The sequence below is a fragment of the Proteiniphilum sp. UBA5384 genome (assembly GCF_002410825.1).
In the GTDB taxonomy this organism is placed as follows: Bacteria; Bacteroidota; Bacteroidia; order Bacteroidales; family Dysgonomonadaceae; genus Proteiniphilum.
On the sequence record NZ_DHOS01000071.1, the window covers coordinates 1 to 16182 of the forward strand.

Consider the following 16182-nt stretch of genomic DNA (forward strand, 5'->3'; position numbering starts at 1 on the left):
TCCGACAATTCAAATGTCAATTCACTTCCCGAGATATTGCCTGAAACAGTACCCGTAGCGAGGTCGAGCACCGCGGCATTGTCATAAACCCCTATAGGAGTTGCTGCCGAAAGTTGCACCTTCTTTATATTGTTCCAAGGAGTAGTACCTGCATTTCGGAGTTGAATACAAAAAAGAGAACCCACGTGCTTCAAGTCTACCGATAGATCTGGAGCTGTTGTTTCAATACCAGTCTTGGCAAATGTAAGCATTACGGTTTTATTTGTTTTCAGACCGTCCAAACTTCCCGAGCTGGCAGAAGACGGTAAAAACGCCTCATTCAGGTTAGCAGGATTAAGGCTACCCCCATATACCCCGTACAGATTAAAGGTTTCAACACCTTCCGGCACCTCCACTGAAAAATCTGCCGTCTTTCCATCTGGTGAAATATTAGTAACAACTACATCTTGTTTTTCAACTTCTCCGTCATAAACCAAACAGACCTCAAGTCCATCTCCTTCCTCCCATATAAGCTTTATATCCAAATTCTCCCGCTCCAGACTCATTCTTGTTTGAGGCCCTTCGTCAGGCATTCTCGTGGTAAAGGAGACAACCGTAAATTTATTATCTGTTTCCTTTTCATCCACTATAGACTCGGGAGAGCAACCAACCACAATGAACAGGATTGCATAAAGCATATTCAAAAAAAGTTTTTTCATGTCCTTTGTTTTTTAAAGTTTCTATTATCAAACAATATAAGATCTATCAACTTCACCAATATTCCCCTGGCATATCATCAGGAGAATTATTACTTGCAGCTTGTAATATGTTCTGTTCAATTACAAGCTCGGTCACTTCAATCATGGGAGCTTTATAAAGCTCAATCCGTTTTTGTCCTGTTTTTTCCTTCATGTCTGTTCTGTTTTAATTAATTAAGATTTTTTCTTTCATACAAAATCTGTATTTCAGATTGGTAATATCACTATTTCAATTACACTGGAAGCACTCATTAATATTTCATTTTTAAAACCTTAAGTTCAGTATCTTTTAATATAATTTCAGATATATCACTCATGATCATATGCCTTTCTGTTATCCCTTCTCCATTAATTAAACTTAGGCACTCTGTTTGTAAGTGCCTATTTTGACCTATAATCTCCGGATTAACATACAGTTGCACCTGTTGTGTAGCAATACTATTATTAAGAAGTATAACATACAGTACCCGTCGGTCCTTATCATGTGCCATAACATAATCGACATGGGGATTATTCAATTTTAACATATCTTTTCTCATCAATAACTCTACAGGTCTACCAAATAATATACCTTTTTCAAAACCATAGCTTTTATGTGGTCCTACTTTAGGAGTTATAAATCCGGACGGGAAACTTATATTGCCATTACTTCTCAAGGATATTTCGGACAATAGATAATCCATGATCCACCCAACCTGCCACCAGGCATGATGGGGATATGGTCCGGGGCCTCTATCCATAGTGTCCCAGTAATAAGAAGCTACTCCTGAGGTTTTATCTACAAAAGCATCTCGTCCCCACGCTGCTGCTCTGGCAAGTGTCAAATAGAGTGAATCATTGGTCATTTCATAAAGACGAATGAATAATCCCGCGTGACTTGTCAAAAGTATTGGTCCTCTGTGATTGGCAGAACCGATAATACCTCCATGTTCAACATTTAACCCCACTTGGCTGATTTCCCAATCTTTCTTTATCTGTCCACGAACCATCTTCTCCCTTTGCGACGGTATGGGATGAGTATAGATATAGGTTGTGAATATTTCAGCAACACGTAAGGCAGCTTCTCTATACTGTTTCTCTTTGGTCTCTTCATATAGACTCAATAATGCCTCTATACTCTGTGCTGTAGCGAAGTCAGGTGCAAACCGGGTATCACCGCAAACACCTATAAAACGCCCTGTTGAAACAGCATTCTGAATAAACCAATCCGCTCCTTTGCGAGCAGCAATCAGGTATTTTTCATCTTTAAGTATCTTATAGGCAACCAGAAGCCCATAAAAGGTAGGACGAAAATCCTCCAGGTCTAAAAACAAGGGCATCTGACTGGCATTGTCATATGCAACCTCCCATTGTCCATCAGGCTTCATCCATGCAAGCAACCTATCGGCAGCATTTCGCAGCTTTTCCAGAAGAATTTCATTATTTGGCTCAAACAATAAAATATTACCCATATCCATCAACGAATAATAGGTTGTTCCGATAGGTTCAGTATATGGTCCCCATTCTTCCGTGAATTTTTTACTTTTGTAAAGATAATACTGCCCTGCAGCTGCTCCGGAAAAGAAACCTTCATTGTCATTTTGCTGCTTAATCTTAAAATTTAGAGCAAACGGTAGGATATCGTTTGCCAGTTTAGTATCACCTGTAAGTTTTGCAAGCATCCACATCGCACCGTAATCAGCATTCTTGATCGCGTCTTTATCAGATCCGTACACAACGGCCAAATATCTCTGTGCGCCGATAACCGTTCCTTCTAATGTATCTGTATGCCATTGGGAAAAACGCTCGTCTAAGAGATAGGAATACATATCGTATAACCGATCTGTCAAAGAATATCTTGTTTCTTTCAGTTCGAGAAATTCAGGTAGCCGATATACATCATTCACGACGTGCTTAAAAACCGGATACCAATTTGAGTATGAAATAGTGTAACGAAATGAAAAAGTCACACTATCACCTTCATCTAGATAAGATTTTTTTTCTCCTAAAACAGGGTGATACAGTACTGGCATAACTCCTCCTTTCCTGTTCATCAGTGACAATCCCAATTCCCAATCAGTATGTGTTTTTGTGTCCTTTTCCCATGGATCACGTGCAACACCGGGTTCAGCTGTCGCCGCTATTGTAATTCCATTTTTAGTCGTCACCAAAGAGGATAAAGTTGTCGCCGTACGTTCTCTGACGACGACAGGTTCATTCGGGATACCATGTCCATAAGCATAAGCCCTGACAAAATCGTCATTGATAAAATTCCCCTGAAGCACCCCTGGGATAATCCCCCATTGAACGTCTTCCTTCTCTATGGAAAACAAGGATGGAGATGCAATGGAATAAAAACCAGCTTGTTTAGCCGAAAGAGTTATACGAACCTTAATGTCATTTAAGAAAATCGAATCTAGGCTCCATTGTTCAGAAATCGAAAAAAAATCTGAATCCAGACGCATACTCAACGAGTTATTTGTATCACATTGCACCAGTAAAGGGGTGTAATAAAGTTCTTGTCCTAGAATGTTTAAATTAACCGAACTTATGTTATTCTTCCAAGGTGAAATAATCTGGCTGTAATGCTCTCCGAAAGCTCCATCTAACTTTTTTCTCAATCTCGTTGGAAATAGAGATAAAGATAATGAGTCAGGTGGTTTTATATCCGAGAACAATACACTATGGGAACCATCCACAGCTGTAATAAATTCCTCGCCATTATCATGTTTCAAACCAATAGACTGCAGGCGACACTCACCATTATCATCCATTTCCCACATTAGTTTCAAGACTTGATTATCTAACACGACGGGCGATACTGGTTTACCTCGTGACTGTTTACGATCATTTACCTGTGATGCAAGGATTGTTGTTCCACTAAGAAACAACAATCCCATTAACATCCATCTTATGCTATTCATACTATACATTTGAATTGACTCATTTTGTCACCTGCTTTTAGGATCATCTTATTAAGAATACTATCTGGCATCCTTATATCCATTCCGCCTTCTTTCCTGTACATACTCTCGGGTCTCACGAAAGGTAGACATATCACCGGTAAATCTTGGATCCCTTGTTTTCATTGCATATTCAGCCAGCTTACTTCTCAGACGTTTCACCTCTTTGACATATTCCTTATCATCAATAAGATTATTTTCTTGCCATCTATCGTTAGCCAAAGCATATAATTCTTCAGAGGTAATTTCTATCTCCGGATCAGTATAGGGTTCCACAGGACGGTGATTCGAATAACGGATAATATAAGCATAGCCATCAGTAGTAATCGCTCTGAATGATTTGCTCGCAGGATCAGTTTCACCATGCCATTCCAAACCTGTAACTGTAAAATCGCGTTTCTTATCAACTCTACCAGAAGAAGATGATTTTAAAATTCTCAAAAGACTATTTCCACTCATCGTTGAAGGTATAGGCAACTGACAAGCCTCAAGAATTGTTGGAGTAAAATCTGCAAAATTCACGAAATCAGTCACTGTACGACCTTTAGGTATTTGAGTAGGCCACATAATAGCTAGTGGAACATGTGATCCGGCATCGTAAGGAGTTATTTTTCCTTTGTTACCAATAGTTGTACCATTATCAGCGGTTACAATAACAATCGTATTTTCAAGTTTTCCTTCTCTCTCCAATAAGGCCAAGGCCTCTCCTAACCGTTGATCCGCATAACAAACCTCATAGCCCATATTTGCCCGCTGTTTCCTTTGTGCCTGCGTATCATTCATAAAAGAAGGCATCAACACATCAGACAGAGCAACACCGAATTCGGATTCCAATCTTTTCCAGTTATCAGGGTCAAATGGAGCATGAGGTTCGGTTGATCCAAACCAAAAAAAGAAAGGTTCTTCCGGTTCAACCATCTTGAGGAAATTTTCAAAATTAGCCCTATAATTAAGAGCAGATATCTGTGGAATTCTTTCAGAGACATCCAATCTTTCCTGATTATAAATTTTCCCACCTAAATCTGCAGGATGTCCCTCTTCCGGATGGATCCCTGGTCCCCAACCTTTTCCTGTTAGACCTACATTATAACCTGCATCTTTTAACAGTTCTGTCAGAATAGGGAACTCCCGGGGTAACCATGCTTGGATAAATGCACCCTGTTCTAATTCCCAAAAATTTCTTCCTGTAAGTAAAGCTGCCCGTGCCGGAGCACTTGAAGGTGCAGACGAGTAGGCATTTGTGAATAAAACGCCATTCTGGGCCACCCTGTCAAGATTAGGAGTAGGCAGCTTGGACTCTCCGTAAACACTTCTCTCAAACCAACTCTCATCATCCGTGATAAATAACAGTATATTAGGCTTATTGACTTGGGCAATTACAGTTCCCCTATTAATTATAGATGAGATTAGTAAAGTAAAAAATATAAATACTTTTCTGCTAAAAAGAGTAGCTAGCAAATTCATAATTATTGCTTTTATTCAGTTTATAATAGATTCATATAAATTCTCTGACAAATTAAATTCACTTATTTATCCCGAACACAGCGTACGCTAAAACCTGTTGCAATTGCAATTGGATTCCTGTTCATAGACGCAGCCTGGATATTTCTTCTGAATATGGTATTGCCCGAACCGCTTGGGGTAGCAGTCCAAAAATGGCAACTGTTTGACGCTACTCCGAATCCAACGTATTCTGAAATGCCGCTTCCTCGTCTAAATCCTCCCGGAAGGGCAGCAAACCCAAAATCGTCTGTGCCTGAATTCCAACTTATACTGCGCAACTTAGCGGCAATAGTACCTCTTGCTCCCGTCTTTTCAATATCTTCTTCTGACATTCCTGCTATGCGTTCCAAGGCTTTATAATCTTCATCAGTAGCCACTCGCCATCCTATCGGAGCCAATCCCTGCGGATCCATTACGGCGTACCCATTATACAAAAAACCGAACCGGGAAACCATCTCTTCTTCCGAACTAATGGGGAAAGGGGTATCAGTAGTCAACTCATAAGGATAAATCGCATACGCTCCGGACATGGAAGCTGCCCAATTCGCACCGGACAGATCTGTAGTTATAGGCGCTCCATTACGATAGCGGGTAACTTTGAGATTTTCCGTCATCCATTCAAGATTACCTATTATGACCGTAGCATACTCGTTGCCATCAATATCAATAAGAGGACCGTTCTCATCAGCATGCCAAAGCGACATACTTATGTCAATATTACTACGGGGACCGATGTTTTCAGGTGATACTTTACCCTGCAATACGTCATTTATGGTCTTTTCACCATAAAACATCGCAATATCACCATAACTTAATTCGCCATCACCATTAATATCCACATAAATCCGTGCAAAGAGGTAAGGCTCATCTTCTAACTCTTCAAATGTCAATGTCAATCCGCTGGTTATGTCTGCTTGAGTAAGGGTGTGCTGTTCAATGACATCCGGCTCACGACCATCTAACGACACATCTCCCGTTTCGGCATAATATAATGCCAGTTCGAGTACTGCGCCCGGGAGTGGAGGTGAAGGGAAGGTCAAATTGATATCCAATGGCGGACGTTTTGACGAATATACCTGATCCATTTTCATGGTCAGAAACTTACGAAAACTAACATCCTCCGCTGTTGCGACACCACTCATCACTTCCCGAACAGATTGGGCCAAGTAACAAATAGCAATATCACCGTCACTTATCTCCCCATTCCCGTCTACATCAGCAAAAGCGATAACATAAGCAAAAGGTGTAGGTATAGACTCCTCAAAATTTAAAGTCACGCCCTGCTCTATCTCTTGTGCAGTAAGCTTATGCCTAAGAACCTTTGCCGGTTCTTTTTCATAAAAAGGCTCATTTTCTTCTTCCGCATAATACAGATGGACAATAAGTTCTGTTCCGGGTTCCGGCTTATTGACAAAACTAAAATTAAGGTCCAGACCCTGAGAATTATCTATTGGCCGGTCGATATCTCTCAAATCTTCCCTGCAGGCACTTATAAGGAGAATAATCCCCATAAAGAAACCTAAGAATATGTTATATTTTTTCATCGTTCTCTTTTTTATATATAGAATACCCTATTTATTATTCCGTTGCTTCCGTGATTCTTTTAATTTTTCATTCTGCTCAGCGGTAAGAATAGAAGCTATCTTGTTATTTTGTTCTTTCGTTAATTGTTTAAACGCTTCTTTCTGTTCATCTCCTCGTTTGGTTTCTGTAATCATCTCCTTTTTTTGAGCTCCAGAAGCAAGCACCTCATACATTTGGTCGGTTTGTTCATCCGAAAGGTTCAATTGATCCTTCAAACGATTTGCATGGTTTTTTGCCCAATTATTCGTAACCTCAGGAGCAGAGACAACCTTTTGGCTTACAGCATCTCTTTTTGAATCACCTCGCCAAAAAGCTTCGATTCTTTCTTTTTGTTCTGATGCAAGAATAGCCAACATCTTATCTTTCTGTTCTTTGTTGCGTCTCCAAATGGCTTTCTTCTGTTCATCAGCGCCCATATTTTTCTCCAAAATTTTATTTCTTTCTTTAGCGAATTCTAAAAGTATCTCATAAAATTTATCTGTCTGCCCTTGCGTGAGTTCCAATTCCTCCTGGTAGTTCTGAGCATGTTTTTGAGCCCAAGACTCCTCTGTCCCTTTTTGTTGTGCTTGTACCATAAAACAAAAGGTAGACAAAAACATAATCACCATTACTAAATTTCTCTTTATTAATTTAATTGTTCTCATAATATTCTCTATTTTATTATTTACATTATTATTTTGATGGCTTTCTTTTCCAAGAAAAAATCATTTAAAAAATTTATATCTAATCATTTAAAACTACAACATTTTCCACATACTCATTCATTTTTATATCAGACTGTTGCATTGGCCTGCCAGCTAGTTTGACATTTTTAAAAATAATATTCTTAATCTTATGTTTTTCATCATAGCCTTCAAGGCGAATATTGGTCCCATTACTGACACAATTAATAAATTGGATATCCGAAATACTTCCAGGTCTATATCCAGCCGGATTAGAAAACTGTGTTTGTCCAATATATGCAGCAACAAAACCACCTTGATCCGGTTTCTCGTCCCGTACTCCTTCAAATACAATATCTTTCACTTCCGCCCAGTCGGAATGAGGAATAACAATCGCACGCCCATCTGCAATTCTGACAATATCAATATCCTTGAAATGCAAATTTTTAACAGCACTGGTTTCCAAAGAGGATCCAATGCGTATGCCATGTCCCACCTTGCCTTTCCAGATAATGCAATCCCTGGCAGTACAATCGGTCAATGGTTCTTCACCATCTTCCGCCGCATTTGTCGCATGCCAACCAAAGCCATCATCACCTGCACCGATAAAACAATGCTCAAAGTGTACCTGGCTACAGCCTGTACCTAAGTCCAATCCATCGTTATTCAATCCAAAACTGAGCAGATTAAGATATGAAACCTGTATCTCTTTGGAATTAACCATATCTACTTGCCACCCTTGCGTGGCATGCCGTATTCCAAAACCTTTTAGTTCAATATTTTCACTATTATATACCCGAAGAAAATTGCCTCTGGAAGGCTTGGTTCTATCGTCTATATATCCTCTTCCTATTATTTTAACATTTTGGGCATTTTGTATCAGCACCTTTCCATTTAAAATAGCTCCCTCTTCCAAATAATAAGTAGTATTGGACTCCAATTTAAAAAGACCATCGGGTGCAGTATGGACTCCTTTCTCAAAAACTACAGCATTTTCCGTCTTATAACTACTTAGATCAGGGGCTCCAAACAGCATCAGGGGTTCTTGTCCGGGGATTACCAATGTATAATTATAATACTCAGGGATAACAAAAGTCAGTTCATTTCCCTTTTTTACTGTTGCAATATTGAACCGCTTGGGTGATAAAACAAAATCAGTAAATGCCGTAGAAGAAACGATTTTAATTTGTGCTCCAACAGAATAATCAAACAGAGCCGTATGGATATGCGTCTCTTCATTGGGTGCTTCCATATCATGACACGTTTCTCGCCAGACCTGTACGGGTTTCTCATTTATAAACACCTGATATTGGGAGCTTTTCTCTATAGGCGCATAACTATCATACAAACCTACTTCCCTCAAATCTGTACTCCAAACACTTCCCTTGCAGGATATCGAAATAACCACCATTCCCCACAAAAAAGCCAAGTCTACAATTCTATGTTTTCGCCCTGTCCTTCTCATCCTCTTTTTAATAATTTAACAATCAATCAATTAACCACAATCAGTAACCCGGATTTTGTTGCTTGCTCAAATTGGGATTAAGCCCTATCTCCCTTAATGGGATCGGGATCCATATCTTATAGGGTTTCCAGTTCAAATGTAAATCTCCAACTCTTTCATTGGGAGCACCGGCATTCGGGTCTAATGACATAATGGCATCATTCAATCTATTGAAACGGAACAGATCTAATCTTCTTTTGCTTTCATAACATAATTCCCGACTACGCTCGTCGAGCAATTCATCAATGAAATTATCTCTATAGACTGCATCCAATTCGTCTGCAGTGTGTCCATCAGCTACGATACGTTCCCTTACCTGTGTAAGATAACCTCTTGCAGATGTCTCATCACCTGTAAAATAAAGTGCTTCGGCATACTGTAACAGCACATCGGCATAGCGAAGGAGCGGAATGGAAATGGCAGAGGCATTAACCCGGATCTTTTTTTCGGAGGGAGCCATATGCCGATATTTACCTGTGCTGTTATTCCAAAAAGTGGGACCGGTACTTACCGTGGGTACATAATAGTCCACACCTTCTATGTTCTCTAATACAGAATTATTATTATAAGGTCCGGTAATGTTATGCGCATAGCGAGTATCCAACTCCCGGTTATAGGAATAAGCAAATTCTACTGTAGGTCGGTGAGCAGCCCAAGAGCCACCAAATCTAGTCACATCTCCTCCAGGACTAAATTGATAGACAATATTGGCGTAAGAATCCCCTCCAATCACCAGCGCATACTCTGCTGTAAATAAGCATTCTTCCTGCTGATAGGATTTCGTTGTTTCTCTGAACAGGTAATCATAACGCTCAATCAATCTATAGGGACTATCCTCTACCACCTCTTCTAACATTTCCTTGGCATCTTCACTCATCTGGTCGGCATCCACCCACTGGAAACTATTCAACGGGAAATTAAACTCTTCCCCGGCTTGATAACGTTTACAAGCAGCCAGGTAATTGTAAATTACACCTAAATAGCCCTTGGCTGTCCACATATCGGCTCTACCGGCAAGTGGAGGGGTTGGAGAAAGGTTTTCTTCGGCAAACAACAAATCAGGAATAATCATTTCCGTGTAAATAACTTCCAGGCTTTCACGGGGTGCGAGAGGATCAGGTGAAGAGGAAGTATTCATTGGTACCCCTCCAAATAATGACGCAAGATGATAATAAAAAAATGCACGCAAGAAACGGGCTTCTGCTACCATCTGGATCATACTTGCCTGTTCCTGTTCATTGGTCGTCTCGAATAACGCAGCTTTATCTAACAAAACATTGCATCGCATGATACCTGCATAATAAGCCAACCAAAAATCACTAACAGGTTCAGTGGATATTCCGTAAGACGCTATTCCAAATGCATTTCGATCAAATGCAGGAGCGGTTGAATTTAACACCAATTCATCGGTTCCTGCACTCAACATATACTGCAATCCCCACATATATGTTCCCATTTGTACATTCCTGCCGGGAATATCCTGCATATTAATGGCATCGTAACAGCCCATCAAAGCCGTTTCAAATTCCGCTATCGTCCTGTAGTGATTCTCCGGTGACGAAGTTGAGTAAGGTGTTTTATCCAGAAAGCCAATATCTTCACAGGACACAAAAAGCCCCAGAACCAGCAACACACCGCTATATAAATAGTTTTTTATCGTTTTCATTGTCTTTTATCATCTTAAAATTAGAAAGTCATATCAACACCGAACAAATAAGTACGTGCCCTCGGGTAAGCCAGTCGATCATATCCAGGCAGCAAGTTATTGTTAGATCTCACATCAGGATCTAACCCACTGTAATTCGTCCACACATGTAGATTATCCACGGAAGCATAGACTCTTAAATTAGTCGCACCCAGTATTTTCAAAATCTTCGGATAAAAGTTGTACGAAAGTGATAGGGTTCGGAAGCGCAGGTAGGAACCATCCTCCACATAGTAGGTTGAAACATATTGGTCAGTGTTATTTGAAGAAATAGACGCATATCGGTTTGAGGGATTTTCCGGTGTCCAGCGGTTTTCCCAGTAGACTCTCGTCAGATTATAAGCATCTGCGCCCTGTCCCGCCTCGACTCTTGTGGGAAATGCATTAAATATGTCGTTACCATATACACCTTCAAAAAACATGTGGAGCGTAAAATTTCGGTAACTGAATTCATTGGCAAGACCTCCGGCAAATTTCGGGTTGCTGTTACTGATAATCTTGCGGTCATCCGCATTAATCTCGTTATTCCCATCCAGATCCTTGTATCTGAATACACCCGGTATCACGGCCGCTCCTGTTAAAGTCGGGATTCCTTCTTTCAACACATAGTCACGGTCACCATGAGGAATACGGGGATCACTGTCATTCTGCCAAGTAAAGTCATCGATCTGATAAATTCCATCCCAGACATAACCAAAGGCGGTTCCCAACGGTTGTCCCTCCCTTACGATACCGACATCGGTCAAATAACCATTACCAAATATTACAGGAATATCTGCCGTACCACCAAGACTGACCACCTTGTTCCGATTAAAGTAGATATTGAAGGTTGAATTCCATTTAAAATCACGGGTATCCACATTCAAAGTATTCAGGGTGAACTCAAGCCCTTTGTTTTCCATATCTCCAATATTCTGCCATTGCCTTACAAAACCAGTCTGCCCCGCAATTTCGGAATTCAGCAACATATCATTTGTTATTTTATAATAGGCTTCTGCGGTAAGGGCTATTCTCCCATTTAATACGGCTGCATCTATCCCCAAATTATACTGTTCCGTGGTTTCCCATTTCAAAAAAGGGTTTTCAGATGTAAGAGGAGCTATGCCATACACAAGACTCCCATTGCTTGCATAATAGGCAGGAGAAAGTTGTGCCAAGCTCTGGTAGGGGATAATACGATCGTTACCCGTCATACCATAACTCAACCTTAAACGGAGATCCGAGAAAATATCTTGTTTCCTCATAAATGGCTCATCGAATGCTCTCCAGGCAAAAGCTAATGACGGGAAATATCCGAAACGGTTTCCTCTCCCCAGATTAGAAGACCCATCAGCACGCAAGGTGCTAGTAAATATATACCTGTTCCTGATAGCATAGTTCAACCGACCGAAGAAAGACATACGATTCGTCTCAGTTATATTCGTAACAGTAGGTTGGGTAATAAGGGCTTTTGTCATATCAAAAGCTCCTGTCGACTGGTCTTCGAAGTTCTCTGCCCTCGTAAAAAGGGTCTCCAATTTGTAGGTATTCACTTCAAACCCTGCTACCCCTGATAGAACATGCCCCTTGGTCACTGTTTTATTAAAAGTCAACGTGCTCGTTTGAGAGAAAGCATTGGTCTGAGTATGCCTTAATGCAGCACGGCCATTGGGAACACGTCCCCATATGGTATTATTCCCAAAAAACTCAGTTAACTTGGATGCAGTGGTTGTCCCACCTCCCTGCACCCTCAATCTCAATCCTTTCTTAATATTATACTCAAAAAAAGCATTTCCGACAATACGGTTAAAATCGGTCTTTCTATATGCTTCCAGCACATTCGATATCAGGCTAACTGGCTCTTCTTCTGATGATGGATCGTAAATCAATACCGGACGATAGGTATAAATCTCTTGTATTAGTCCAGACCATTGACCACCACCACCACCACTGGAAGCAACCCCTTCATTTACAGTTTTCCCCCAATACACATTAGCTCCGATCTTTAACTTACTGGATGCCTGATGATCTAACCTTATTCGACCCGAGTAGGAAGTGAAATCGTTATTCTTTACCAACGCATCAATTTTCTCATAACCCAATGAAGCAGTATAAGTCGTATTATCTCGCCCCCCCTGCATGGAAAGGTTCACCTGTGAGAGTGCTCCCTGTCGGAAAAGTTCATCCTGCCAGTTATGACTCGGCAAATGAGAGACATCTCTGGGAGAATCCCGGATACCATCTCCGTCGGTATCTACAGCCCATGCCTGGCTATTTGGATATCTTTCATAACGATAATTGGCATATTCCTGACCATTGATCATATCAATACGTTTTGTAACCTCTGTTACGCCATACGATAAATTTGCAGTAATATTGGTTTTACCTGCCCTACCTGATTTTGTGGTGATAAGGATAACCCCATTAGCCCCCCTTGCCCCATAAATGGCTGCGGCAGAAGCATCCTTCAAGATATCTACAGACTGAATATCGGCAGGATTAAGAAAAGCCAGAGGGTTTGCGCTGGTTGAATTACCCACATCTGAAGTAGCAACCTCATTTTCATTAACATCCATAGGTATACCATCAATCACGTAAAGAGGCTGACTCCCGGCATTGATAGAATTAGCTCCACGTATCTCTATATTTACTCCTGATCCCGGTTCACCAGACTGGGAATTTACCCTAACACCTGCAACTTTTCCTTGCAAAGCCTCGGCAAGAGTGGAAGGATTGGTCTTTGTCAATTCTTCCGACCGTATACTTGCAATTGCGCCGGTTAAATCACTCCTCCTCATTGTTCCATACCCCACAACTACCACCTCATCCAGTAGTTTTTCATCTTCCTGAAGGGTTATACGCAAATCAGTTCTTCCTCCCACTGCAACCAATTGTGTCTGATATCCTACAAAAGAAACAGTAAGTACAGCATCAGCAGGTAACTGCAACGAAAACTTGCCATCCTCATCAGTAATAGTTCCCACAGAGGGAGAATCTCTGAGAACCACAGTAGCCCCAATAATCGGAACATTATCAGTATCTGTTACTGTCCCCGTTACTTTTAATTGATCCTGTGCGTAAATCGTGTTTCCTAAAAATAGGTTTAACAATAAAATCAAAACCGTTTTGTTTATAACAGGCCTAAGATTTAAATTAAAATTCACTCGCTTTTTCATGCATCTTTTAATTATAATAATTAATACAATATCCTGAAGATGGAAATTTTAATATTTTATTTTCCACCCATAGATTTATTATTCCGTATGAACCTGAATACCCAACAAGGCGACCGGAGTGTTTTCCATCGTGTTATTAAGCGTCAGTTTCAGACAATCCGTCTCTACAATATGAGGGAACGGGAGTTGTACTTTAGTCTGGAAGTTCCCGATTTGTTGCACGATGGTTTTTTCTCCATCCGACACCTCCACCGATTCTACACAAAAGGGCATTTTGGGCTCTTGATGCCCCCACTGCACAGACTCCATGGGATGGTCATAGTCCGTATCGGTCAAAATAGTGATCCCTTTTATGCGTTTCGGGGTATTCCATTTAAGCGTGATGGTTGCAGGCCTATCTTCCAATGCTGCCACCCAGGCATTCGGCTTCTCCACCGAACGGTATGGAGAGATTCTCAGATTCTCTTTTGAAAAACAGGTAAGGCCCGGATGGATCTGCATGGCAATATTTTGTCCTTGCGGCCTCCGCTCCGGACACCAGAATTCAAAAGCTTCCACTCCGATATCTTCCGGAGGGTCTTGCTTTCCCCAATTGGATACCGCAGGCAATATTTTATTGAAAACCGAAACCAATCCGGTAATCAGCATGTGCGATGTCTGTATAGCGGTTGACTCATTTTTCATAAAACAGACAAAAGCATAACAATCAGCGGGTATGGGCGACTCAAAAGGTAATATCACTTCGTTTTCACCTTCTTTCAAGTCCACATCAATCGTCTCCAAGGTAATATCGGGCGTATGATTAAACGCTTTCGAGCTGATACGCAATTCAACCGTCTGCTTCACCGCTTTCTCCGCCTTTATGCGCACTCTTATTTCCGGCATCTTACCTGCCGTGACGGGAAGCATCTGGGCTGCCGATTGATGCAGATCTTTCCATGATCCGTCGAAAGGAATCTCACTCAGCTTCAATTCAGAAGAGACCTCGATATCAGCTTCTTTCATCAAATCATCTTGATACTGAATTGCAGACTGGGGGAGATAAGCCCCTTGACTTATCAGATGCTGCTGAAGTAGTTTTATCTTATCTTCGTCAATCAGTTGTGCGGGTGTATAGCCTTCATTGATACACAATGCGGCAGCTGTTCCCACTACCTCTCCACCCACTGCCGAGGTGGCCATCACACGGGAAGAGGCGAATGCCACGTGGGATGCGCTGATGATCCTTCCTGCCAGAAACATATTCTCCACATCAGGAGTAATATAACATCGGTAAGGAATCTGGTACACTCCCTTGGAATGCCATTGATGGCAGGCTTTCTTCGATTTGTCGAATACGCCGTCCGCCGGATGCAAGTCCAGGGACCAACCGCCATACGCCACCACGTCGGGATGTGTCCGCTGTTCCACAATATCCTGCTGCTTCAGCATATAATGACCCAAAAAACGACGGCTTTCTCTCTTGCCCGGAATATTGCCTACCCATTCCAGCGTGAGGTTTTCGACATCTTCGAACTTGCCGGAATTCTTGATATAATCCCATATCCCGTAAATAACCTTCCACAACGTATATTTTATCTCCTCCGCTTCGTAGATGGTGTCTAACCGCCCTCCATACTCTATCCACCAGAATTTACATCCCAATTGCCGGGGATTGAAATAATCGGGATTATCAATCCGGTTGACATGTTGGACAATTTCCTCCTTGCTCATGGCAAATTCCGGAGCGACAAACTTGACCGGCTTTCCCGCGTCTTTCGTGTAGAAGAAGATGGAATGCCCTAATTTCTCACCAAAGCCGTCTTTGTCGGGGGCAAATTTCTCATTGAATTCGTCCCTGTCTTCAGCACCCACCCGATAAGTTGCACCAGCCAAATAAGCGACCAAGCCGTCCCCCGTAGCATCACAGAAATATTTTCCGCTGAATATATACTCGGTCTCATTCTGCGGATTAAATGCGGTGAGGGAGGATATCCTCTTCTCATCCGATTTTTGCACTTCAAAGATGACGGTATTCAGGAACAGTGAGATATTCTTTTCAGCCAACACTTTATCGAGCACCACTGCATCGAAAAGCACCGGATTACCCTCCTTATTCCTGTAGGTATTCTCTACCAATATCTCATCAATAATACCGCCTTCACGTGCCCACCGGTTGTTGTTCCCCATGTGGGAAGTAGCACCCAATATCCATAACCGCACCTCGCTCGACGCGTTTCCACCCAACACCGGGCGGTCCTGTATCAAAGCGACTTTCACTCCCGCCCGTGCGGCCGAGATAGCGGCACAGACTCCGGACATACCTCCGCCTGCTACCACGAAATCCACATTAACTTGTACCCTCTTGTGCGAACGTCTCTCTCCTGTAAATAAACTCTCAATCATATTCT

General features: G+C 41.6%; 10 protein-coding genes. All 10 read right to left on the reverse strand.

Annotated features, from left to right (window positions below):
* On the reverse strand, positions 1 to 698 hold a 698-nt coding region (locus tag B4G81_RS13835; protein ID WP_294083494.1), incomplete at its 3' end, for a hypothetical protein.
* Positions 699 to 750: 52 nt separating this feature from the next.
* Positions 751 to 891: a hypothetical protein gene (locus B4G81_RS13840; RefSeq protein WP_294083498.1), complete on the reverse strand. Its 141-nt coding sequence runs from the start codon at positions 889 to 891 to the stop codon at positions 751 to 753.
* A gap of 97 nt (positions 892 to 988) precedes the next feature.
* Positions 989 to 3649, reverse strand: coding sequence for a glycerophosphoryl diester phosphodiesterase (locus B4G81_RS13845; RefSeq protein ID WP_294083500.1), 2661 nt, complete (start codon positions 3647 to 3649; stop codon positions 989 to 991).
* 51 nt (positions 3650 to 3700) lie between these two features.
* Positions 3701 to 5143: a sulfatase family protein gene (locus B4G81_RS13850; RefSeq protein WP_294083502.1), complete on the reverse strand. Its 1443-nt coding sequence runs from the start codon at positions 5141 to 5143 to the stop codon at positions 3701 to 3703.
* 62 nt (positions 5144 to 5205) lie between these two features.
* Entirely contained in the window at positions 5206 to 6726 is a 1521-nt protein-coding gene (locus tag B4G81_RS13855; RefSeq protein ID WP_294083504.1) for a fibrobacter succinogenes major paralogous domain-containing protein, read from the reverse strand.
* 27 nt (positions 6727 to 6753) lie between these two features.
* Positions 6754 to 7410 carry a hypothetical protein gene (locus tag B4G81_RS13860; protein ID WP_294083506.1) on the reverse strand — a complete coding sequence of 219 codons (657 nt, stop codon included), beginning with the start codon at positions 7408 to 7410 and terminating at the stop codon, positions 6754 to 6756.
* A gap of 79 nt (positions 7411 to 7489) precedes the next feature.
* Positions 7490 to 8857, reverse strand: coding sequence for a glycosyl hydrolase family 28 protein (locus B4G81_RS13865; RefSeq protein ID WP_294083508.1), 1368 nt, complete (start codon positions 8855 to 8857; stop codon positions 7490 to 7492).
* Between the two features lie 76 nt (positions 8858 to 8933).
* Positions 8934 to 10598, reverse strand: a complete 1665-nt coding sequence (locus tag B4G81_RS13870) for a RagB/SusD family nutrient uptake outer membrane protein (protein WP_294083512.1) — start codon at positions 10596 to 10598, stop codon at positions 8934 to 8936.
* A gap of 20 nt (positions 10599 to 10618) precedes the next feature.
* A complete protein-coding gene (locus B4G81_RS13875) occupies positions 10619 to 13735 on the reverse strand; it encodes a SusC/RagA family TonB-linked outer membrane protein (RefSeq protein WP_294083514.1) in 3117 nt (1038 codons plus the stop codon).
* 135 nt (positions 13736 to 13870) lie between these two features.
* Positions 13871 to 16177, reverse strand: coding sequence for an FAD-dependent oxidoreductase (locus B4G81_RS13880; protein WP_294083516.1), 2307 nt, complete (start codon positions 16175 to 16177; stop codon positions 13871 to 13873).
* Positions 16178 to 16182 lie beyond the last annotated feature (5 nt).